This window comes from Pseudoxanthomonas wuyuanensis (genome assembly GCF_900215535.1).
GTDB lineage: Bacteria > Pseudomonadota > Gammaproteobacteria > Xanthomonadales > Xanthomonadaceae > Pseudoxanthomonas_A > Pseudoxanthomonas_A wuyuanensis.
In genome coordinates, this window is sequence record NZ_OCND01000008.1 from 43,657 (window position 1) to 65,191 (window position 21,535).

Annotated in this window: 14 protein-coding genes; 9 read left to right on the plus strand and 5 right to left on the minus strand. The window is 65.5% G+C overall.

The window, feature by feature from the left end:
* Window positions 1-40: 40 nt before the first annotated feature.
* Window positions 41-3,007 carry a glycoside hydrolase family 31 protein gene (locus CRO39_RS15375; RefSeq protein ID WP_202926277.1) on the minus strand — a complete coding sequence of 989 codons (2,967 nt, stop codon included), beginning with the start codon at window positions 3,005-3,007 and terminating at the stop codon, window positions 41-43.
* Window positions 3,004-4,578 (minus strand): alpha-L-fucosidase, encoded by a 1,575-nt coding sequence (locus CRO39_RS15380; protein WP_097122845.1) that lies wholly within the window; start codon window positions 4,576-4,578, stop codon window positions 3,004-3,006. The genes CRO39_RS15375 and CRO39_RS15380 overlap by 4 nt, the downstream gene beginning before the upstream one ends.
* Before the next feature lie 473 nt (window positions 4,579-5,051).
* Between CRO39_RS15380 and CRO39_RS15385 the strand changes: the two genes are divergently transcribed.
* A complete protein-coding gene (locus CRO39_RS15385) occupies window positions 5,052-7,460 on the plus strand; it encodes a glycoside hydrolase family 2 TIM barrel-domain containing protein (protein ID WP_162125735.1) in 2,409 nt (802 codons plus the stop codon).
* A 669-nt stretch (window positions 7,461-8,129) separates the two neighbouring features.
* On the opposite strand, the gene glmS is transcribed toward CRO39_RS15385, so the two are convergent.
* Window positions 8,130-9,956, minus strand: a complete 1,827-nt coding sequence (gene glmS / locus CRO39_RS15390) for a glutamine--fructose-6-phosphate transaminase (isomerizing) (RefSeq protein ID WP_097122847.1) — start codon at window positions 9,954-9,956, stop codon at window positions 8,130-8,132.
* A gap of 190 nt (window positions 9,957-10,146) precedes the next feature.
* Here glmS and CRO39_RS15395 point away from each other — a divergent pair, with 190 nt between their 5' ends.
* From CRO39_RS15395 to CRO39_RS15425, 7 genes are all read left to right on the plus strand, one after another.
* The gene (locus tag CRO39_RS15395; protein ID WP_097122996.1) at window positions 10,147-11,415 is read left to right on the plus strand and encodes an efflux RND transporter periplasmic adaptor subunit; all 1,269 of its coding nucleotides are present in this window, start codon (window positions 10,147-10,149) and stop codon (window positions 11,413-11,415) included.
* 116 nt (window positions 11,416-11,531) lie between these two features.
* Window positions 11,532-12,254, plus strand: coding sequence for an ABC transporter ATP-binding protein (locus CRO39_RS15400; protein ID WP_097122848.1), 723 nt, complete (start codon window positions 11,532-11,534; stop codon window positions 12,252-12,254).
* A gap of 86 nt (window positions 12,255-12,340) precedes the next feature.
* The gene (locus CRO39_RS15405) at window positions 12,341-13,651 is read left to right on the plus strand and encodes an ABC transporter permease (protein WP_097122997.1); all 1,311 of its coding nucleotides are present in this window, start codon (window positions 12,341-12,343) and stop codon (window positions 13,649-13,651) included.
* Between the two features lie 74 nt (window positions 13,652-13,725).
* On the plus strand, window positions 13,726-14,949 hold the full coding sequence (locus tag CRO39_RS15410) for an ABC transporter permease (RefSeq protein WP_097122849.1): 1,224 nt from the start codon (window positions 13,726-13,728) through the stop codon (window positions 14,947-14,949).
* Complete coding sequence (locus CRO39_RS15415; protein ID WP_097122850.1) at window positions 14,946-16,214, plus strand: FtsX-like permease family protein; 1,269 nt, start codon at window positions 14,946-14,948, stop codon at window positions 16,212-16,214. Before CRO39_RS15410 ends, CRO39_RS15415 begins: the two co-directional genes overlap by 4 nt.
* Before the next feature lie 2 nt (window positions 16,215-16,216).
* Window positions 16,217-17,554 carry a sigma-54-dependent transcriptional regulator gene (locus CRO39_RS15420; protein ID WP_097122851.1) on the plus strand — a complete coding sequence of 446 codons (1,338 nt, stop codon included), beginning with the start codon at window positions 16,217-16,219 and terminating at the stop codon, window positions 17,552-17,554.
* Window positions 17,551-18,900 carry a sensor histidine kinase gene (locus CRO39_RS15425; RefSeq protein WP_097122852.1) on the plus strand — a complete coding sequence of 450 codons (1,350 nt, stop codon included), beginning with the start codon at window positions 17,551-17,553 and terminating at the stop codon, window positions 18,898-18,900. The genes CRO39_RS15420 and CRO39_RS15425 overlap by 4 nt, the downstream gene beginning before the upstream one ends.
* Before the next feature lie 124 nt (window positions 18,901-19,024).
* On the opposite strand, the gene glmU is transcribed toward CRO39_RS15425, so the two are convergent.
* Window positions 19,025-20,389 carry a bifunctional UDP-N-acetylglucosamine diphosphorylase/glucosamine-1-phosphate N-acetyltransferase GlmU gene (gene glmU / locus CRO39_RS15430; protein ID WP_097122853.1) on the minus strand — a complete coding sequence of 455 codons (1,365 nt, stop codon included), beginning with the start codon at window positions 20,387-20,389 and terminating at the stop codon, window positions 19,025-19,027.
* 92 nt (window positions 20,390-20,481) lie between these two features.
* Between glmU and CRO39_RS15435 the strand changes: the two genes are divergently transcribed.
* Window positions 20,482-20,865: a GtrA family protein gene (locus CRO39_RS15435; protein ID WP_097122854.1), complete on the plus strand. Its 384-nt coding sequence runs from the start codon at window positions 20,482-20,484 to the stop codon at window positions 20,863-20,865.
* A gap of 229 nt (window positions 20,866-21,094) precedes the next feature.
* Here the strand turns inward: CRO39_RS15435 and CRO39_RS15440 are convergent, their stop codons facing one another.
* The gene (locus CRO39_RS15440) at window positions 21,095-21,520 is read right to left on the minus strand and encodes a F0F1 ATP synthase subunit epsilon (protein WP_097122855.1); all 426 of its coding nucleotides are present in this window, start codon (window positions 21,518-21,520) and stop codon (window positions 21,095-21,097) included.
* Window positions 21,521-21,535: the final 15 nt, after the last annotated feature.

Below are 21,535 nucleotides of genomic sequence, written 5' to 3' on the forward strand. Positions count from 1 at the left end.
AACAGCCTCTTCTGCATCTTCACGGAATAGCCCTCATTCTTCATGGCGTGAAACGTAGTTCGACCGGCTCGCCATGGAAGCGCACAGTCCTGGTCTGGGCGCGGCCGCCGGGGCGCGAGGGCATCAGCCGCACGTTCAACGTGCGCTGCCCGGTCATGCCGGGGAAACCGCCTTCGCGGGCGCCGATACGCAACGTATGCTGCGCATCATCCCAGGCAAGCGCGACGGTGGCGTACTCGCCCTTCTCGTAGCGGTAGCTCTCGCCGTCGTCGTCGTACAGCGTGAAGCGACCGTCGGCGCCGGGATAGATGCGGACTTCGTATGGCGCGTCCGGCTTCTCGTCGACGTGCTGGACCACCGGCCCCAACGGCACGATCGAACCGGCGCGCACGAACAGCGGAAACTCGTCGATCGCATAGCGCCGCGCCGCGCTGGCGCCGCCGGCATGGCGCTGGCCGGTCCAGAAGTCGTACCAGTCCGTACCGGCCGGCAGCAGCGTGGCCTGCCTCGGATCGAGTCGCCGCTGGTGCTCTGCCAGGGCGATGCGCTCGCTCGGCGTGCGCCAGGCCAGCCGCATCGACCGGCCGCCGCCCTTCTGGAAATAGTCGATGCGCACGCGCACCGCCTGGCCCTTGCGCAGGTCGACGCGCGCGCCGGCGAAACGCGCACCGGATTCCTTCCAGTCCTCGACGACGAGCTTGTCGTCGAGCCAGACGCGGAAGCCGTCGTCGCCCTCGACGCCGATCTCGTGCTCGCCATCCTCGGCCGCGATGATCTGGCCCTGCCAGCGCGCCGAGAAATTCTGCAACCCGTCCAGGCCAGCCGGCACGCTGTCCAGCGGCGGGCCGGGCCAATGGTGTTCGGCCTGCAGGTCGACAGTACGGCTGGCGAGCTCTTCGAACTCCATGCCGCGGTAGTACTCGAGCTCCAGGCCCGGTTGGCCGCCGGGCGTGCGCAGCTGCGTCGCCGGCACCGTGGGCGGCGGCGGCAGTTCGGCATGGAACATCGGCCTGGTGATCGGCTGCACCAGGAACGCCGGGCCGAACATATAGGTATCGTCCACGCGGCGCAGCGCCTGCTGGTCCGGGAAATCCATCGGCAGGCCGCGCATCATCGTGTAGCCGTCGTGCGTGCTGGCCCAGGCCAGGCTGTAGATGTAGGGCAGCAGGCGATAGCGCAGCTCGGCGGCGCGGCGGATCGAGCGGTACACCGCCGGCTCGAGTGCCTTGAATGCCCAGGGCTCGCGTTCGATCGAGGTGCCGTGGATGCGGTAGATCGGATTGAAGATGCCGAACTGGTTCCAGCGCGCGAACAGTTCGCGGTAGGCCGGGTCGCGTTCGCCGCCGGGCGCGTTGACGAAGAAGCCGCCGACATCCTGGGTCCAGTACGGCAGGCCCGCCATCGAGACGTTCAGGCCGCCGGCGATCTGCGCGCGCAGCGCGTCCCAGCCGGCGGTGGTGTCGCCCGACCATGGCATCGCGGCATAGCGCTGCTGCCCGGCCCAGGCGGAACGGGTCAGGGTGAACACGCGCTTGTCGCCGAGATCGGCGCTGGCGCGCTGGCCTTCGTAGACGCCGCGCGTCGTCGGCAGGCTGTAGACGTTGAGGTAGCGCCCGAAGTCGCCCATGGCATTGCGGCCCAGGCGCTTGATGTCGGCCTCCACCTCGGCCGGGTCGTGCGCGGCACCGCCCACCTCCACTTCGGTGCCATCCATCCACAGCGCATCGACGCCGATGTCGAACAGGCCCTTCTTCGCATGCTTGAAGTAGATGGCTTGGCCTTCCTCACTGAAGGCGTCGTAGATGCGCGCCCGCTTGGAGATCCAGTGCAGCGGCTCGAAGCGCAATCCCTTGGCATCGAGTTCACGCGCCAATGCGGTGTCGTTGCCGACCGACGGCCAGATCGACACCATCAGCCGGGTGTTCAGATCATCATGCAGCGTGCGCACCATGCCGGCGGGGTCGGGATAGCGCTCGGGGTCCCAGACCATGCCGCTCCAGTTGCCGTCCCACTCGCCGTCCTTCTGTCCGCCCCAGTACTGCCAGTCCTGCACGATCACATCCAGCGGGAAGCGTTCGCGGCGAAAGCGCCGCACCACTTCCAGCAGACGCTGCTGCGTGGCATAGCGTTCCTTGCTCATGAACAGCCCGAACGCGTACTTCGGGAACATCGGCGCGGCACCGGTGAGGTGGCGGTAGCCGGCGATCACCTCGTCCATCGTGTCGCCGGCCACAAGGTAGTAGTCGACGCCGGCAGGCGCGTTCTCGGCACCGAAGGCAGCGCCCTGCGGGCCGTCGGAGAACGTCATCTTCGAATACGTGTCCCACAGCAGCCCATAGCGGCGCGTGGACACCATGAACGGCACGACGATGCCGATGTTGGTCTGCACCATCAGCACGTCGCGGCCGCGGTAGTCCATGTACGGTTCGTTGTACTGGCCCAGGCCGTAGAGCGATTCGTCGGCCGTCAGCGCAAAGCGCTGCTCGACGGCATAGGTTTCGGTTCCCGAAGGTTCGGTGGCCGGCGTGAGCACCGGCGCATCCTGCTCGCGGACCAGCGGCGTGCCGTCGGGGCGTTGGAACGCGACAGTCCCGGCGCGCTTGTCGACGACCACGCGCAGCCCGGGCCCGGCGACGGTGAGCGCGTCGGCGGACTCCGCGATGTCCAGATGCGGTTCCTGCGGCGACGCCACCACCACCAGGCTGGGCTGCCGGGTATGCGATTGGCCCTTGTGCGCGGACACGCGCACGACGCCGTCGCCGTAGAAGAGCACGCTCTTGGTAATGCCGCCGGTCTGGAACTGCACGCCGCCGGCCACCCGCAGCCAGCCGAATCCGGCATGAGCCTCCATAGGCAGACGTTGCAACTGTCCCGCGCCATCCAGCGCGCTGGGCGGCTCTGCCGCGTGCGCCGTCCAAGCGCCGGCCAATGCGGCACCGACAAGGCTTCCGACCAGCGCGCGACGGCCGGCCGAACGGATCCTCGATACTCCCAGACCGATGCTCACGCGAGTCCCTGCCCCCGCAGCTTCAGCGCAATCGCCGCCTGTCCGGCAAGGCCGTCCGGCAGCCTGATTTCCAGCCCCTTGCGGCTGCGCTCGAACGACAGGCTTTCCGCCGAGCCCAGCGCTTCGACGCGCTCGATGCTGCCCGGTGCCAGCGCCGATTCCTCGGCCAGCGTCTGGATGCGCAGCACGCCGTCGCGCGGCCAGCCCATCACGATGGCATACAGCGCGCCGTCTTTGGCGGTGAAGCGGACGTCCTCGGCGGTGTACGCCGCGCTTTCGTTGAAAGCGCCACTGGCGGTCTCGGTGGGCCCTTCGCCATGGACGGCCCAGGGACGCGTCCCGTGAATCGCCTCGGCATTGGTGCCCATCCATTGCGCCAGATCGGACAACAAGGTCTGCGATTCCAGCGGCAGGCTGCCATCGGGATAGAGCGCGACGTTGAGGAGCATGTTGCCGTTCTTGCTGACGATATCGGCGAGCATGCGAATGACATCGGGCGCGGTCTTGTATTTATCGTCGTCGGCGAAGAACCAATCGCCGTTGGATGTATCGGTCTGCCAGGGCCGCGGATTGATTCCGCTCATCACCCCGCGTTCCACATCCTGCACGCAGGCTTCGGGATAGAACTCCCCGGAACCCAGCGCCTTGCAGTTGTAAACCGCCTCAAGGCGGCCCTGCTTCGCAATGTTGCTGTTGTAATAGTGGGCGATGAGCGAGCGCCCCACTTCTCCAAACGGTATGCCGCCATCGGAATAGAGCAGGTCCGGTTCGTAGTTGTCGATCAGATCGCGGACGCGGTTGAACCAGATCTGATGGAACGCGGGACTGGTCGTGTACCAGGTCTCATGCCCCTTGTACGGTTCGTCGTGCTTCGGGTGGTAGAGATCCGCGTATCGGGCATCGGCGCCGTCATAGTCGACGCCGAGCTTGGGCCAGAACTGATCGTACTGGTGACTCGGCCAAAACCAGTTGTGACTGGCGCCCAGGTGCTCGGACACACCGAAGCGCAGCCCACGCCGGCGGGCAGCATCGCGCCATGCGCCAACGATATCCCGCTTGGGCCCCATGGCGAGAGCGTTCCAGCGATGATGGCGCGAGTTCCATAAATCGAAGTTGTCGTGATGCACGCCCATGCTGACGAAGTATTTCGCGCCGGCAGCGACATAGCGATCCATCAACGCTTCCGGATCGAACTTCTCCGCCTTCCACAGTGGGATGATGTCCTTGTAACCGAACTCGGATGGATGTCCGTAATGCTTCACATGATGGGCATAGTGCGGATGCCCGGGGACGTACATGAAGCGCGCGTACCAGTCGCCCGAACGCGGGACGGCTTGCGGCCCCCAGTGCGCCCAGATGCCGAACTTGGCGTCGCGGAACCACGCCGGCGTCTGGTAAGTCTTCAGCGATTCCACGCTCGGCTGAAACGGCCCGCTGGCGATCGGCAACTGATCGGCAGCCGTGGGCGCTGGGCTGCCTTGACCCGCGCGATCCTGATGTGCCTGTGCGGCGGCGTTCATACCGACCGCAGCCCAGAACGGTGCTCCCAACAAGGATCGCCTGCTTACCATGATGTTTTCTCCTCACCATTTGCTCGTTGTCATGCGGCGTGGCGGCGAGGGCCGCCTTGGGGGCGCCTGGGGGGGGGCGCCCCGCCGATTCTGCTGGCTGCGGGGATATGCCACAAATGCATGAAACACCATCATCTATATACGAATTGATATAGGTGGACGGCGGCGCTCATCCCGCCGCGGATCGCTGAAGGTCGCAAGCAGCGGGTATCAGTCGCTCAAGAGCCTGAAGTACCTGACCGTGCCCATGCCGCCTGACACCACCGGCTGAAGCGCGAAGACCTGCGTCGCATGTTGAAATCCACCGAGTGGAAGAGATCCATATCAGAATCGATATAGAATCCGGCGATATTGTTATTTTCTAAGTATCAATAGGCCTTGTAGCATCAGGACGCTAAGCGTCGATGGGCGATCAGGAGGCCACTATGAGAATGTTTCAGCCCCCGAAACGGCGCCTCGTGGCCGCATTGCTCATGGCAATCGCCGCATCGCCGGCCTGGGCGGAAGTCCGCAGCCTGTCGCAGGACTGGCGGTTCCATGCCGGCGAGGCCCAGGGCGCGGAACGCAGCGCCTTCGACGACCAGGCCTGGCAACGGGTGGCCGTGCCGCACGACTTCTCGATCATGGACAGGGCCGATGGGGGCGGCCTCGATAAGAGCGCGCCGTTCGATGCCAACGCCATCAGCGGCCAGGACTCGGGTTATCTGCCCGGCGGCATCGGCTGGTACCGCCGCCAGCTGACCCTCACGGCGGAAGAAGCGTCGCGCATCGTGCGGCTGAACTTCGAGGCCGTGTACATGGATGCCGACATCTGGGTCAATGGCGAGCACCTGAAGAAGCACCGCTACGGCTACACCGCCTTCAGCGTCGACCTGACCGGCAAGATTCGCGCCGGCGACAACGCCATCGTCGTGCGCGTCGACCATGCCGACCCGTCATCGCGCTGGTATGCCGGCTCCGGGCTGATCCGGCCTGTCGCGCTGGAAATCCTGGATCCGGTGCATATCGAACCCGAGAGCGTATTCGTCGCAACGCCGGTGGCGGCCGAAGACCGTGGCGTGGTTGCGGTGCGCGCCGCCATCGCCAATCGATCGGGCAAGACGCAATCGGCCGAATGGGTGACCCGGGTGGTGGCGGCCAACGGCCAGACCGTGGCCGAGGCGCGGCAGACGCATACGGTGACCGCCGGTGCGCGCGTGCAGCCTTCATTGGAACTGACCGTGGCCAGGCCAAGCCTGTGGTCGCCGGATTCCCCCAATCTCTACACGCTGGTGCAGGAGGTTCGCATCGGTGGCGCAACCGTCGACGAGCGGCGCACCCGCTTCGGCATCCGCACAATCGCCCTGGACGCCGCCAATGGTCTGCGCATCAACGGCCAGCCGGTGCTGCTGCGCGGCGGCAACATCCACCACGACAACTACATGATCGGCGCTGCCGGCGCGCCCGACGCGGAGGCGCGCAAGGTCGCGCTGATGAAGGCCGCCGGCTACAACGCCATCCGCAGCGCGCACAATCCGGCCAGCCAGGCCACGCTGGATGCCGCGGACGAGCTGGGCATGCTGGTCATCAACGAGGCCTTCGACAGCTGGAACAAGCACAAGAAGCCGCTGGACTATTCGCGCTTCTTCGCCGAGAACTGGCAGCACGACATCGACAGCATGGTCGTCAGCGGTCGCAACCATCCCAGTGTGCTGTTCTGGAGCATCGGCAACGAGATTCCCGAGGACGGCACGCCCGAGGGCGTGGCAACCGGCCGCAAGCTCGCCGAGCGCGTGCGCAGCCTGGACCCGACCCGGCCGGTCACCCAGGGCATCAATGCCGATCCGCCCAGGAGCACGGCCCAGGCCGCGGTCCTGGATGTGGTCGGCTACAACTATCACGCCCACGTCTTCGCCGAGGAGCACCAGCGACTCCCCGAGCTGACCATGTACACCTCCGAATCGTTGCCGAAGGATCTGTTTGCCTATTGGCGCGCCGTAGAAACCATGCCGTGGGTGATCGGAGACTTCGTCTGGACCGCGGTCGACTACCTGGGCGAAGCCGGCATCGGCTGGATGGGCTACAGCCAGGACTGGCAGAAGCTTGGCCCCTACCCCTGGCATCTGGCGTACTGCGGCGAGATCGACGCGACCGGACGGCTGCGCCCGGCGGCCTACTACCGCCAGGTCGTATGGAAGACCGGCACCACGCCGATCTCCGCCTTCGTCCGTCAGCCCAAGGGCAGCGAAGACCTGCCCGACCGCGACTTCTACCCGACTACGCCGCCGCACCTGGACTGGTCGCTGGACGACGTCCATCCCAGTTGGACCTGGCCGGGACAGGAAGGCCGGCGCCAGGAAGTGGTGGTCTATTCGGAGTTCCCGGAAGTGGAACTGTTCCTCAACGGCAAGAGCCTGGGCCGCAAACCGGTCGACGAGGGCAGCGAATACAAGACCGCCTATGACGTGCCCTACGCGCCCGGGCGCCTGCTCGCCGTGGGCTATCGCGATGGGCGCGAAGCCGGGCGCTGGGAACTGCGTACGGCGGGCGCGCCGGCTGTTGCCGTCGCAACGGCGGACCGTTCGCAGCTCTCCGCCAATGGCGAGGATCTGCTCTACGTCACCGTGGAACTGCACGACGCTGACGGCACGCCCATCTATGCCCGCAACGATGACCGCCAGGTGCGCGTGCGCGTGAGCGGCGCGGGCACGCTGGCCGGCATCGGCAACGGCAATCCGATCGACGTTTCCAGCTTCCAGTCCGGCGAACGCAAGACCTTCCACGGGCGCGCGGTTGCCGTGGTCCGCGCCGGCACCCAGGCCGGCCCCATCGTCATCGATATCGAAACCGAAGGCCTGCCCTCCCGCCAGCTGCGGCTGGACGCGGTGACGCCGCAGTTCTGACCGGCACAGCACACCCGGCACCCACATGCGTCCGCGCGGCGTGTGCGGGTGCCGGACTGCTTGACCTTGAACCTTGACCGCGATGTTTCCATCCGAACGGTGGACCAAGGGACGCGGGTGCGATAGATGCACCCGACAAGTCATTGTGAAAGCTCCGCCAGGTGTCAGGCACCTCCGCATCACTAGAAGTCAGTGACGCCAACCGTCGCCGAGGCTTTGATACAGCGATATCGGCACCATGGCGCGATTGTCGCCGCCGTCCCACGGCGGCAGCGTCATCTGCGGCAACAACGACTATGTGCACGTACCGCTGCCGAACAGGTCAGACAGTTCCGTGCGGCGGCGGCAGAACCTGCGGTTAGTGAAATGCACGAAAAGACCGGCAGGCGCCTACCCGGCACGCACCTGGCATTGGCGTTCGCTGCAGGGTGAGTCATCAATGTCGGCAGGTGCCGGGACGGATAGACTGCTGACCTAATGTAACGTCAAACCTCATGCCCGTATCGACCGCCCCCAAAGCGGTGAATTGTGGGAGCGGCTTCAGCCGCGACGCCCCGTCGCGGATGATCGCGGCTGAAACCGCGATCACAGAAGAAGCGGCTACTGGCAGGCCAGAGCAATCGTTGGATCAACTCTTCCCAAACGCCAACCATAAAGCGCCGTCGGCAATCACTCCACCGTCACCGACTTGGCCAGGTTGCGCGGCTTGTCGACGTCGGTGCCGCGCGCCAGCGCGGTGTGGTAGGCCAGCAGTTGCACCGGGATGGTGTGGATGATCGGGCTCAGCACGCCGGCGTGGCGCGGAGTGCGGATCACGTGCACGCCTTCGGACTCGCTGAAGTTGCTGTCCTGGTCGGTGAACACGAACAGCTCGCCGCCGCGCGCGCGCACTTCCTGCATGTTGGACTTCACCTTCTCCAGCAGCTTGTCGTTGGGCGCGATCACCACCACCGGCATGTCGGCATCGACCAGCGCCAGCGGGCCGTGCTTGAGTTCGCCGGCCGGATAGGCCTCGGCGTGGATGTAGGAGATTTCCTTCAGCTTGAGCGCGCCTTCCAGCGCAATCGGGTAGTGCAGGCCGCGGCCGAGGAATAGCGCGTCGGACTTGGGCGCGAAGCGTTCGGCCCATAGCGCGATCTGCGGCTCCAGATTCAGCGCATGCTGCACGCTGCCGGGCAGAAAGCGCAGTTCTTCCAGATAGCCGGCTTCTTCCTCTTCGGAAATACGCCCATGCAGCTTGCCCAGCACCACGGTCAGCTGGAACAACGCGGCCAGCTGGGTGGTGAAGGCCTTGGTCGAGGCGACGCCGATTTCGGCGCCGGCGCGGGTATAGCAGACCAGTTCGCTGGCGCGCGGGATGGCGCTTTCGGGCACGTTGCAGATCGACAGCGTGTGCTGGTGGCCCAGCGACTTGGCGTATTTCAGCGCTTCCATCGTGTCCAGGGTTTCGCCGGACTGGGAGATGGTGACGATCAGATGCTTGGGGTTGGCGTAGGCGGCGCGGTAGCGGTATTCGCTCGCGATTTCGACGCTGCAGGGCAGTCCTGCGATGGCCTCGATCCAGTAGCGCGCGGTCATGCCGGCGTAGTAGCTGGTGCCGCAGGCGAGGATCTGCACGCCTTCGACATCCTTCAGCACCGCTTCGGCATTGGCGCCGAACAAGGTGGGCAGGAAGCCGCCGTCGATGGTCGCCTCGATGGTGTCGGCAATCGCACGCGGCTGCTCGTGGATTTCCTTCTGCATGAAGTGGCGGTAGGGGCCCAGCTCCAGCGAGGCCAGCGACACGTCGGACAGATGCACTTCGCGCTGCACCAGCTGGTCGTCGCCATCGAACACGCGTACCGAGGTCCGGGTCAGTTCGGCGGTGTCGCCCTCTTCCAGGAAGATCACCTGGCGGGTGGCCTGGATGATGGCCGAAACGTCGGAGGCGACGAAGTTCTCGCCTTCGCCCAGGCCTATCAGCAGCGGGCAGCCCATCCGCGCGCAGACCATGCGTTCGGGTTCGGCGCGGCTGACCACCGCCAGCGCGTAGGCGCCGGTCAGTTCCTTGACCGTGCGCTGCAAGGCGGCCAGCAAATCGTTGCCCTGCTTGAGGTAATGGTGCATCAGGTGGGCGATGACTTCGGTATCGGTCTGCGATTCGAATTCATAGCCCAGCTGGCGCAGGCGCTCGCGCTGCTCTTCGTGGTTCTCGATGATGCCGTTGTGCACCAGCGCCACGCCGTGGCTGATGTGCGGATGGGCGTTGGCCTCGGTGACGCCGCCGTGGGTGGCCCAGCGGGTATGGCCGACGCCGAGCCGGGCATTGAAGCCTTCCTGGCCGGCCGCGGCCTCCATTTCGGCGACCCGGCCGGTACGGCGCACCCGGCGCACGTCGCGGCCATCGATGACGGCAATGCCCGCCGAATCGTAGCCGCGGTATTCCAGCCGCTTCAGTCCCTCGATCAGGACCGGAACCACATCGCGATCCGCGATCGCACCGACAATGCCGCACATAGGCTGCAATCCATCCTTCAGTTCGAAAAACGCAATTCTACTTGTCCGCTGCGGACACGGACTGTCCGGCAGGTGTCCGCGGACGCCCGGACAGCCTGTCCGCAGTCAACAACCCCATTTAAATCATCAACTTGCGTTTGGCACGCATTCTGCTTTGTTCAGCAGGTCACTCTAATAACGCATGCCATCGATGATTCGGGACACCTCCGCCCAAGACCGTCCGTTGTCCACCCCCGCCGCCAGCGCGCGCTGGAAGCGCTGGCTGCTGCCGGCCGCCGGTGCGGCGCTGTTGCTGCTTGGCATCGTATTCGTCGCCCGCGGCTGGTTGTCCGGGTCCAGCTCGTTCGATGCCTCCCGCGTGCGCATCGCCGAGGTCAAGCGCGGCGACCTGGTCCGCGACATCGCCGCCGATGGCCGGGTCATCGCCGCCAACAGCCCCACCCTGTACGCCGTTGCCAGCGGCGTGGTCACGCTGAAGGTGGTGGCCGGCGACAAGGTCGAAGCGGGCCAGGTGCTGGCCGAGATCGACAGCCCGGAGCTGCGCAGCAAACTGGCGCAGGAACAGACCACGCTGGCCAGCCTGCAGGCCGAAGCCGACCGCACCGGTCTGGACGCGGCGGTCACCCGTGCCAGCGCGCGCAAGGCCGTTGATCAGGCCGAAATCGAGCGGCTGGCCGCCGAACGCGATCTCAAGCGCTACCAGCGCGCCTTTGAAGCCGGCGCGCTGCCGCAGATCGATCTGATGAAAGCGCAGGACCAGCTCAAGAAGGCCGAGATCGGACTGAGTCATGCGCGCAACGATGCCGGCCTGCAGGGCCGCGGCGCCGGCCTGGATGCGCGCAACAAGCAGTTGCTTGCCGAACGCCAGCGCGCGGTGGTGGCCGAAGTGCAACGCCAGGTCGATGCGCTGACCCTGCGCGCTCCCTTCGATGGCCAGGTCGGCCAGGTACAGGCGCCGCAGCGGACCAACCTGGCGCTCAACGCACCGGTGCTGACCGTGGTGGATCTGTCGGTGTTCGAAGTGGAAATCCGCGTTCCGGAAAGTTTTGCCCGCGATCTGGCCATCGGCATGCCGGCTACGCTGACCAGCAACGGCGCGCCGTTCCCCGGCGAGATCTCGGCGGTGTCGCCGGAAGTGGTCAACGGCGAAGTCACCGCCCGCATCCGCTTCTCCGACAAGCAGCCGCCCGGCCTGCGCCAGAACCAGCGCCTGTCGGCGCGGGTGATGATGGATACCCGCCGCAACGTGATGATGGTCGAGCGCGGCCCGTTCGTCGAACAGGGCGGCGGTCGCTACGCCTACGTCATGGAAGGCGGTTCCGCGGTACGCCGCCCGGTGCAACTGGGCGTCAGCAGCCTCAGCGCAGTCGAAGTGCTGGACGGCCTGAAACCCGGCGACAAGGTCGTCGTCTCCGGAAGCGATCTGTTCGGCGATGCCGAGCGTGTATCCGTTAACTAGAAACGAGTGGAGAGGAACGAGAAACGAGTAAAAGCAAAAGCAATCCCTCACTCCTCACTACTCGTTCCTCGTTTCTCGTTCCTAGCTCCCCACCCATCCCAAAAGAGAAAACCGCCATGCTAGAAATGCGCCAGGTATCCAAGGTCTACCGCACCGAACAGGTGGAAACGCACGCGTTGCGCTCGCTGGATTTGCACGTCCGCGAGGGCGAGTTCGTCGCCGTCACCGGTCCATCCGGTTCCGGCAAGACCACCTTCCTCAACATCGCCGGTCTGCTGGAGACCTTCACCGGCGGCCAGTTCCTGCTGGACGGGCAGGACGTCAGCGGCCTGAACGATGATGCGCGCTCGCGCCTGCGCAACCAGAAGATCGGCTTCATCTTCCAGGGCTTCAACCTGATTCCGGATCTGAACCTGTTCGACAACGTCGACGTGCCGCTGCGCTACCGCGGCATGCCGGCCAGCGAGCGCAGGCAGCGTATCGAGGAAGCGCTGGCGCGGGTGGGACTGGGTTCGCGGATGAAGCATTTCCCGGCCGAGCTTTCCGGCGGCCAGCAACAGCGCACCGCCATCGCCCGCGCGCTGGCCGGCAGCCCGCGCCTGCTGTTGGCCGACGAACCCACCGGCAATCTGGATTCGCAGATGGCCCGTGGCGTGATGGAACTGATGGAGGAAATCAACCGCCAGGGCACCACCATCGTCATGGTCACCCACGATCCCGAACTGGCCGCGCGCGCGCAGCGCAATGTGCACATCGTCGATGGCATGGCCACCGACCTGTCGGTGGAGCCGGCGCTGATCCGTGCGGCGCAATCGGCCGAAGCCGGCGCGTCGGCGTAGCGGCGGCACCCGCACGCGCCGCTGCGCGCAGTTCCCCACCCCGACGAATCATCCGGTGCGCCAGGGCGCACCCTATGGAGACCGCCATGTTCGGCTACTACTTCAACCTTGCTCTGCGCAGCTTCAAGCGCAACCGGGCACTCACCGCACTGATGGTGCTGGCCATCGCGCTTGGCATCGGCGCCAGCATGACCACGCTGACGGTGTTCTACGTGCTGTCCGGCGATCCGATTCCGCACAAGAGCGACAAGCTGTTCTACCCGCGCATCGACCCACGCACGATGAACGGCTTCAGCCCCGGCGACGATCCGGAAGAACAGATGACGCGCTTCGATGCCGAGGCGCTGCTGCGCGACAACAAGGCCGACCGTCAGGCAGTGATGAGTGGCGGGCAGGTGGCGGTGGAATCGGAAGAAGGCCAGATTGCGCCTTTCTCGGTGGATTCGCGCTACACCTCTGCCGACTTCTTCCCGATGTTCGACGTGCCGTTCCGCTACGGCAACGGCTGGAACGCGGCCGATGACGAAGCGCGCGCCCGCGTGGCGGTGATCTCCAGGGCGCTTAACGACAAGCTGTTCGAGGGCGGCAACAGCGTGGGCAAAACCCTGCATGCCGCAGGGCATACGTTCCGCATCGTAGGCGTGATGGACCAATGGCGGCCCACGCCAAAATTCTACGATATGACCAACGACCGCTTCACCGAGGTCGAGCAGATCTTCGTGCCGTTCTGGACTTCGCGTGCACTGAAGCTGGGTACCCAGGGCAACATGAACTGCTGGGGCGACACCAGCACCGAGGAAGAAGGCGCCTACGGTCCAAACGCACCGTGCTCATGGCTGCAGTACTGGGTGGAGCTGGGTTCGGCGGAGAAGGTCGACACCTACAAGCAGTACCTGGCCAACTACTCGGACCAGCAGCGCGCGGCCGGCCGATTCGAGCGGCCCACCAACGTGCGCCTGCACAGCGTGATGGAGTGGCTGGACGAGAAAAACGCGGTGCCGGGCGATGTGCGCCTGCAGCTGTGGCTGGCCTTCGGCTTCCTGGCAGTCTGCCTGCTCAACACCGTTGGCCTGCTGTTGGCCAAGTTCCTGGGCCGCTCCTCGCAAATTGGCGTACGCCGCGCGCTCGGTGCCACCCGCGCGGCCATCTTCAGCCAGTGTCTGGTCGAAGCCGGCACGATTGGCCTGGTCGGCGGTGTCCTGGGTCTGGTGCTGGCGTGGCTGGGGCTATGGGCAGTACGCCAGCAACCGGCCGGTTATGCGGAGCTGGCGCATATGGACATGCAGATGCTGCTGACCACCTTCGCCCTGGCCATTCTGGCCAGCCTGCTGGCCGGCATGCTGCCGGCCTGGCGGGCGATGCAGGTGACCCCCGCCATCCAGCTGAAGAGCCAGTAGCCCCGCGCCCGCTCCGTTACGCCATCAGCACCGGGCGGAGCAATGCTCCGCCCCACACGAATCCGGAGATACCCATGGACATCCGCCCCATCCTTTCCACCCTGGCCCGGCACAAGACCGCCGCAGCGCTGATCGTGCTGGAAGTCGCGCTGTCGTGCGCGATCATCTGCAACGCGGTTTTCCTTATCAACAACCGCCTTGAGCGCATGCAACGTCCGACCGGCCTGGCCGACAACGAAATCGTGCGCATCAATATCGGAGGCATCGGCCAGGATGAGGACGCCGATGCACGGGTCAAGCAGGACGTTGCCAGCTTGCGTGCCCTTCCAGGCGTCAAGGCGGCCAACAGCATCAACCATGTTCCGTTCGACAACTCGTCCTGGAACAGCTCGGTCAGCCTGCAGCCCAACCAGCCCATGCCCAACCTCAGCGCCAACGTCTATCTGGGCGAAGGCGTGATCGACACCTTCGGACTAACGTTGGTGGAAGGGCGCGATTTCACTGCGGACGAATACCAGAACTGGACTGTGCTGAACAAACCGAACACCAAGAACTACATCCATTCCGTTATCCTCAGCCGCGATGTCGCCAACAAGCTGTTCCCCGGCGAAAGCGCAGTCGGCAAGAACATCTATTCCTGGAACAGTGACGACGTTCCGCATCGCGTTGTCGGCGTAGTGGATCGCCTGATCCGCACCAACGACTTCGGCGGCCCTGCCCAATCCGGGTACACGATAATCCTGCCGGTCCGTGACCTGACGATGGGCCGCTTCGTGCTGCGCACCTCGCCGGAGCGGCGTGAGGAAGTTCTGAAGGCCGCCGTGGCGCAGTTGGAGAAGAACAGCGCGCGACGGCTGATCCTGCGCGAAGGCACGTTCACCGATGTCATCCAGGACTACTACCGGCAGGACCGCGCCATGGCCTGGTTGCTGGTGGCGGTGATCCTGGCGCTGCTGGTGGTGACGGCACTGGGCATCGTCGGCCTGGCCAGCTTCTGGGTGCAGCAGCGCACCAAGCAGATCGGCATCCGCCGCGCGCTGGGCGCCACCAAGGGCCAGGTCCTGCGTTATTTCCAGACCGAGAACTTCCTGCTGGCCAGCATCGGCATCGTTATCGGCATGGCGCTGGCTTTTGCCATCAACCAGATGCTGATGGGCAAGTACGAGCTGCCGCGGCTACCGCTGTTCTACCTGCCGGTCGGCGCGGTACTGCTGTGGCTGCTGGGCCAGATCGCCGTCTACGGGCCCGCCCGCAAAGCCGCGTCGGTACCCCCGGCGGTAGCGACGCGTACGGCGTGACCCTGGATATTGCGCACGACCGCGCGAGCAGACAGCAGGAGACCACGGGCGTGCGACCACGGCTTCTTCTGCTGGCTCGTCACCCTGTTCTGGTGATGGGACTGGTTGCGCAGCTGAGTATCGGATATCTGCTCATCTGTGCTGCCGGCTCTTCGCTTGTCTCGTTCAAGAGGGCAGAATCGGCGCCCAGCGGCATCGCGCATGATGAGCTGTTGCTGGTATATCCGTTGCGACTTGCGAATGGTCAGCATGTCCGTACAGCGGATGCGCTGGAGTCGATGCGCAGAATCGACGGTGTAGAGCGCGTGGCCGTCGCCAATCAGTCCCCGCTTGGATACAGCTCCTGGAACTCGTCGATAGGAATCAGCCCACGCCCGGCATCGCCGTTGATTTCATCCATCTATCTGGCCGGCGATCACTGGCTGGAAACGATCGGTGCCTCAATGCATAGCGGTCGCGATTTCCTACCCGGCGAATACAAAGCTTTTGGCGGCGACCCGTTCCTGATGTACGACTCGCCCCTTCCAGTCATATTGACTGCCTCGCTTGCGCATCGCCTGTACCCTGGCCAGGATCCGCTGCAGCGTTCCGTATATCTCCATCCTGGGTTTCCGGCTTATGTCGTCGGCGTCATCGAAGACATCCCGTTACCGATGAATGGCCGCCACCTCAATCAAGGCACGCTCGGTTTGATCTTGCCCATGCGCATGGAAAGCGCGGCTGGTGCCCACTTCCTTCTTCGGGCGGCCGCTGACGATCGCGAACAGGTAGCGCTCGATGTCGAACATGCGCTTCGCACTGCCTATCCGTCCTGGGTTGTCACTTCCCCGGTGACTCTGTCTTCACTCCGTGCCGAAGATCTTCTGCTGGACAGGAAGCGTTTTCAGCTATCCGCACTGACCATGGCAGGATGGATGGTACTGACGGTGTTGGCATTCATCGTGGCCGGACAGTGGTGGCTGCAACGCCATTCACAGGAGTTGGGCCTACGGCGCGCGCTCGGCGCTAGTCTGCGTCAGATCACCAGCGAACTCAGGGTGGAATGTCTACTGGTGAGCGGCGCGGGTATCGCCGTCGGCTTCGCATTGTCACGACTGGCACCAGCCAGCTCCTTGCCCTCGATGTTTGGCGCATCTTCCCAGCTCGCCATACCTGCTTCCGTCTTGCTGGTCGCGCTGGTCCAACTGGTGGTGACATGGACCGTCCGCAGGATCGGGAAAATTCCGCCCCACCTCGTCAGCCGCAGCCCATCGGTTAGGCTATAGGCATGCCAACCATCCTAGTCATCGATGACAATCGCGCGGTCAGCACCGCACTGGAAGTGCTGTTCTCGCTGCACGACATCAATACCTTGCATGCCGAATCGCCCGAGGCCGGGCTGGCGCTGCTGGAGCAGAGCGAAGTCGACCTGGTAATCCAGGACATGAACTTCAGCGCCGACACCACTTCCGGTGCCGAAGGCGAAGCGCTGTTTGCCGCCATCCGCCAGCGCCACCCCGACCTGCCTATCATCCTGCTGACCGCGTGGACCCATCTGGAAGGCGCCATCGGCCTGATCAAGGCCGGCGCGGTCGACTACCTGGCCAAACCCTGGGACGACCGCAAGCTGCTGGGCACGGTCAACAATCTGCTGGAGCTGGCCGAAGCGCGCAACGAACTGGACCGCCGCCGCGCGCGCGAACGCCGCAGCCGCGATCAGCTGGCCCAACGCTACGACCTGCGCAACCTGGTGTTCGAAGACCCGGCCAGCGAGCGGGTGATCGCGCTGGCCTGCCAAGTGGCGCGTTCGGACCTGCCGGTGCTGATCACCGGCCCCAATGGCGCCGGCAAGGAAAAGATCGCCGAAATCATCCAGGCCAATTCCGCGGTCAGGAACGGACCGTTCGTCACCCTCAACTGCGGCGCGCTGCCGTCGGAACTGATCGAGGCCGAACTGTTCGGTGCCGACGCCGGCGCCTACACCGGCGCCAACAAGGCGCGCGAAGGCAAGTTCGAGGCCGCCGACGGCGGCACCTTGTTCCTGGATGAGATCGGCAATCTGCCGCTGGCCGGACAGATGAAACTGCTGCGCGTGCTGGAAACCGGCCGCTTCGAGCGGCTGGGTTCCAATCGCGAGCGCACGGTGTCGGTACGCGTGATCAGCGCCACCAATGCGGACCTGACCACGATGATCCGCGACGGCAGCTTTCGCGAGGATCTGTACTACCGGCTCAACGCCATCGAACTGAACCTGCCGCCGCTGGCCGAACGCCCGGGCGACATCCTGCCGTTGGCCGAGCGCTTCTGCCCCGAAGACAAGCCTATCGGCGAGACGGCGCGCGCCGCGCTGCTGCGGCACGCCTGGCCCGGCAATGTACGCGAGCTGCGCAACGTCATCCAGCGCGCCGGCCTGCTGGCGCAGGGCGAACGCATCGAGGCGGCGGATTTGAACCTGCCCAAGCCTGCCCCAGCCAGGCCGGCCGGCGGCGAGGAGCCGGATCGCGCCGCGGTGGAAGCGGCGCTCAATCGCGCGCGCGGCGTGATCGCCCAGGCGGCGGCGGAGCTGGGCATGAGCCGGCAGGCGCTGTACCGGCGCATGGATCGCTTTGGTATTCCGCGAGAATGATGCGCCGTTCGCTTGCCGGCCGCCTGCTGTTGTGGCTGCTGCCTTCGCTGGCGGCGGCCATCGCGTTGCCGCTGCTGTTGCACGCGTGGCTGCAGGATTCGCGGTTGGCTTTCCTGTTGTCGGCATTGGTGACGCTGCCTTTGCTGATGCTGGCGGTACGGCGCGCGCTGAAGCCAATGAACGCGTTGTTCCGCGCGCTGTCCGGCAGCGTCAACAGCTACCGCGACGGCGAATACAACTTCAGCATCCACTGGCGCGGCAGCGACGAACTGGCCGAACTGGTGCGCGCGCATGGCGAACTCGGCGATGTGCTGCGCGAGCAGCGGCAGAACCTGGTCCAGCGCGAACTGCTGCTCGATACGATGGTGCAGAACACGCCAGTGGCGATGCTGCTGGTGGCACCCGGTGGCGATGGCGTGCGCCGGGTGGTGTTCGCCAACCTGGCCGCGCGCAAGCTGCTGCACGGCGGCTGGAAACTGGAAGGCCAGGATTTCGAGGCGCTGTTGGGCAAGGCGCCGGTGGAAATGCGCGAGGCCCTGCAGCGCGGCGGCGACAGCCTGTTCGCGGTCGGGCAGGAAGACAGCGAAGGCGATGAGCAGGTCTACCATCTGGCGCGCCGGCATTTCCGCCTCAACGGCCGCCGCCATGAGCTGCTGCTGCTGCGGCTGCTGACCAGCGAACTGCGCCGGCAGGAAGTGATGACCTGGAAAAAGGTCATCCGCGTCATCAGCCACGAACTGAACAACTCGCTGGCGCCGATCGCTTCGCTGGCGCACTCGGGTTCGGAACTGGTGCGGCGCGGGCGCCATGAGCGCCTGGAGGAAGTCTTTTCCACCATCGAAGATCGCGCGCGCCATCTTGAGGGCTTCATCCGCGGCTACGCGCGCTTTGCCAAGCTGCCGCAGCCGCAGTTGCAGACCGTGCAGTGGGACCACTATCTGGCCGGACTGCAGCGCCAGATTGCGTTCACGCTGGAGCCCTGCGAACCCGGCCTGAGCAGCCGCATCGACCCGGCCCAGTTGGAGCAGGCGCTGTTGAACCTGCTGAAGAACGCCCACGAGGCCAGCGGCGATGCGGACATGCAGCAGCCGCACCAGGTCAGCGTACGCCTGAGCCGGCTGCCGGAATGGCTGCGGCTGGAGGTGATGGACCGCGGCAGCGGCATGAACGAGTCCGTGCTGCAGAACGCGCTGGTGCCGTTCTATTCGACCAAGCGCAACGGCACCGGCCTGGGCCTGGCGCTGACCCGCGAGATCGTCGAAGCCCACGGCGGCCGGCTGTCGCTGCACAACCGCGAAGGCGGCGGGCTGTGCGTTGCCATCCAGTTGCCGGATTCACCCGCGTAGGGCGGGCTTCAGCCCGCCGTCGTACATTCGGACATGTGGTTGCCGCGGAATTACAGAGGGCCTTCCCGTCGTTTCCTACCAAGGCCTTCCCATTGGCTCCCGCAACTGCCTGCTCCGTTGCCCGCTATTTCTTCACCGGCCGCCGCCAACCTTCGATGGTCCCCTGGCGCGCGCGCGCCACGGTCAGTTCTTCCGCCGGCGCATGCTTGGTGATCACCGACCCGGCACCGATGGTCGCGTTCCTGCCAAGCGTGACCGGCGCCACCAGCGACGAATTGGAGCCGACGAAAACGCCATCCTCGATGGTGGTGGTGAACTTGTTCACGCCGTCGTAGTTGCAGGTGATGGTGCCGGCGCCGATGTTGACCTTGCTGCCGATCTCCGCATCGCCCAGGTAGCTCAGGTGATTGGCCTTGCTGCCAACACCCAGCCTGGCCTTCTTGGTTTCGACGAAGTTGCCGATATGCACGCCGTCGGCCAGCACCGTGCCCGGGCGCAGCCGCGCGTACGGGCCAATCTGCGCGGCGCCTTCGGTCACCACACCGTCCAGGTCGCAATGCGCGCGCACTTCGGTGCCGGGTCCCAGCTTCACGTCCTTCAGGCGGGTGAATGGTCCGATGCGGACGCCATCGGCCAGTTCCACGGTGCCCTCCAGCACCACATTGGCGTCGATTTCGACATCGCGGCCCACCGTCACCGTACCGCGCTGATCGAAGCGTGACGGATCCAGCAGGCGCGCGCCCTGCACGCACAGCGCACGGGCGGCGCGCTGCTGATAGGCGCGTTCCAGTTGCGCCAGCTGCCAGGGATCGTTGGCGCCTTCGGCCTCGATGGGATCGGTCACCAGCACCATCTCGGCCGGGGTGAATTCCCGGGCCGCCGACGCGAACACGTCGGTCAGGTAATACTCGCCCTGTGCGTTCTCGTTGGACAGGGCCGACAGCCAGCGCTTCAGCGCGGTGGACTCGGCGGCGATGATGCCGGTATTGACGGTGCGGATCTGGCGCTGCTCGTCGCTGGCATCCTTGTGCTCCACGATGGCCGCTACGCGCCCTTCCACGTCGCGGACGATGCGGCCATAGCCGCTGGGGTCTTCGGGTTCGGCCACCAGCACCGCCAGTCGGCCCGGCGCTTCCAGCAGCCGACGCAGCGTCTCCGGCCGGGTCAGCGGTACATCGCCGTACAGCACCAGCACCGTGGCCGCATCCGGCACGCCCGGCATCGCCTGCACGACCGCGTGGCCGGTGCCCAACTGCTGCGCCTGTTCGGCCCACAGCAGATCCGGCTGATCGGCAAACGCCGCCAGCACCTGCTCGCCGCCGTGTCCGTAAACGATATGGATGCCCGCGGGGTCCAGCGCGCGCGCCGCGGAAACCACATGTGCCAGCATCGGCCGTCCGGCGATGGGTTGCAGCACCTTGGGCAGCGCCGACTTCATCCGCTTGCCCTCGCCGGCCGCAAGGATGATGACGTGTAGTGGTTGGGCCATACGATGGTTCCAATGCTCTTGCTGGATTCGGCTGATTCTAAGCCACGACAACGGTTAGCATGCAGGTCCATCCCGACTCGCTATCTCGTGACATGACGCTTTTTCGCCAGGGAGGCCATTTCATTCTTGTCGGCCTGCTGCAGTTGGCGCTCGACTGGGCTCTTTTTGTAGCGCTTACCTGGCTGGGGATGGGTGCAGGGCCCGCAAATCTATCCGGCCGCGTCTGCGGTGCCTTGCTGGGTTTCTGGCTCAACGGCCGGATGACGTTTGCCGCACAGGGCAAACCGCGGCTGGGATGGCGCCGTTTTGCGCGCTTCCTGGCCGTCTGGCTGGCACTGACCCTGATCAGCACCGTGGCGGTGACCTGGGTCGCCCATGGGCTGGGGATGCAGCAGGCCTGGCTGGCCAAGCCGTTGGTAGAAGGAGTGCTGGCGGTGATCGCGTTCTTCCTGTGGCGGCACCTGGTCTACCGCTGACTCGGCCGGAAACCGGACCCGCGTAGGAACGGCCTCCGGGCTCCTTGGCGGCGGACACATACGGAAAAAGCAGGAGCTCGCGTTGGGGACGGCACGTCTATCGCCGAGGCGGCGCTTCTGCCCATCGAGGACGGCGCACCTACTGTCAGATACGGCGCTCCTGCGAACACCGTCCAAACGAAAACGCCGGCACTTGGCCGGCGTCTTCGAATGCGCAGCTGTCCGAGGCTCAGTGCTTCAGATTCTTGCGCAGGCGCTCCAGGGCGCTGAGCTGGGCGATGCTCATCGCCAGCTGGGCCTGCGCTTCCTCGGCGCTCATCTTCGGGTCGCGGTGGGCCAGCACGCGTTCGGCTTCTTCCTTGGCCTTGCGAACCGAGGCTTCGTCGATGTCCTGCGCGCGGATGGCAGTGTCGGCCAGCACGGTCACGACCTGCGGCTGCACTTCCAGGATGCCGCCGGAGATGGCGAAATCCAGCTGCTCGCCATTGGCCTGCGTCACCACCACCTTGCCCGGCTTCAGGCGGGTGATCAGCGGCGCGTGCTTGGGCGCGATGCCCAGTTCGCCCAGTTCGCCGGTGGCCACGACCAGGGTGGCTTCACCGTGGAAGATCTCCTGCTCGGCGCTGACGATGTCGCAACGGATGGTGGTGGTCATGGATCTGTCTCGCTT

Bases quoted from the DNA above. Each gene is read 5' to 3' on its own strand.
- glmS (WP_097122847.1), bottom strand. From the start codon at position 9,956: ATGTGCGGCATTGTCGGTGCGATCGCGGATCGCGATGTGGTTCCGGTC.
- CRO39_RS15435 (WP_097122854.1), top strand. From the start codon at position 20,482: ATGACGCTTTTTCGCCAGGGAGGCCATTTCATTCTTGTCGGCCTGCTG.
- CRO39_RS15380 (WP_097122845.1), bottom strand. From the start codon at position 4,578: ATGGTAAGCAGGCGATCCTTGTTGGGAGCACCGTTCTGGGCTGCGGTC.
- CRO39_RS15440 (WP_097122855.1), bottom strand. From the start codon at position 21,520: ATGACCACCACCATCCGTTGCGACATCGTCAGCGCCGAGCAGGAGATC.
- CRO39_RS15405 (WP_097122997.1), top strand. From the start codon at position 12,341: ATGTTCGGCTACTACTTCAACCTTGCTCTGCGCAGCTTCAAGCGCAAC.
- CRO39_RS15400 (WP_097122848.1), top strand. From the start codon at position 11,532: ATGCTAGAAATGCGCCAGGTATCCAAGGTCTACCGCACCGAACAGGTG.
- CRO39_RS15410 (WP_097122849.1), top strand. From the start codon at position 13,726: ATGGACATCCGCCCCATCCTTTCCACCCTGGCCCGGCACAAGACCGCC.
- CRO39_RS15385 (WP_162125735.1), top strand. From the start codon at position 5,052: ATGGCAATCGCCGCATCGCCGGCCTGGGCGGAAGTCCGCAGCCTGTCG.
- glmU (WP_097122853.1), bottom strand. From the start codon at position 20,389: ATGGCCCAACCACTACACGTCATCATCCTTGCGGCCGGCGAGGGCAAG.
- CRO39_RS15425 (WP_097122852.1), top strand. From the start codon at position 17,551: ATGATGCGCCGTTCGCTTGCCGGCCGCCTGCTGTTGTGGCTGCTGCCT.
- CRO39_RS15420 (WP_097122851.1), top strand. From the start codon at position 16,217: ATGCCAACCATCCTAGTCATCGATGACAATCGCGCGGTCAGCACCGCA.
- CRO39_RS15395 (WP_097122996.1), top strand. From the start codon at position 10,147: ATGATTCGGGACACCTCCGCCCAAGACCGTCCGTTGTCCACCCCCGCC.